General features: G+C 48.3%; 1 protein-coding gene. It reads left to right on the top strand.

Translation table 11 applies throughout. From position 1 onward, the window contains the following. On the top strand, positions 1–773 hold a 773-nt coding region (locus ACSBQN_RS19265), incomplete at its 5' end, for a phage tail tip fiber protein (protein WP_434991811.1). Between the last annotated feature and the right edge of the window lies 1 nt (position 774).

Genomic DNA, 774 nt, shown 5'->3' with positions numbered 1-774 from the left:
AAGGGAATAAGGTCATTACAGGTATCGGACTGGGGTTTAATGCTCAGGGAAACAGTCAGTTTCTTGTTAATGCTCAAAATTTTGCAGTGATATCGTCACTGAACGGGAAAGTAGTAACCCCTTTTGTTATTCAGAACGGCCAGGCATTTTTTAACGATGCGCTAATCAGCCAGGCAACAATTGATAAGTTACTGGTCGGTAACCACATCAGATCAGTGAATTATGAAACAGGCCGGAACGGGTATTTTCTGAATGCGCAGACCGGAAATGCAGAATTTAACAATGGAGTGTTCAGAGGGACCCTGGACGGTGTGGACGGTCGTTTTACGGGGACGGTATATGCGGAGAGACTGGTCGGGGATGTTGCGGTTGCCGCTTCGTACCCGCAGGCATCCGCACAAAATACACATGGTGGCGGGGGAGGCTGGACTACGGCAACGTCTGTAATTACTTACGCAGGGGGAATGCTTTATGATATGACGTTAGTACTTCCTTCGATAACTGCCATTATTGAAGATAATTCCGGCAGCAATCCGCGTCCGGTATCGGGAGAACTGCGGTTTAGTATACGTGTGGATGGAGTTGGTCAGCAGGCAACTTCTCAGTGGTCAGGACAGAGTGTTATGGGATCAGCTCATGCGGTTATTCCTCGTGGACGAAAGAATGTGAAAATAGAAATTGAAGTGGGAGTCAGGCATAGAGGCAGGGCACATGTGGTTCTGAGGGAAGGGGTTGTGATGGCCTTCAAACGCAGTTCCGCATCATTCAGATAGC

Source organism: Morganella sp. B601, from assembly GCF_051172335.1.
Taxonomy (GTDB): domain Bacteria; phylum Pseudomonadota; class Gammaproteobacteria; order Enterobacterales; family Enterobacteriaceae; genus Morganella; species Morganella morganii.
This window is presented reverse-complemented; position numbering and strand designations above follow the sequence as displayed.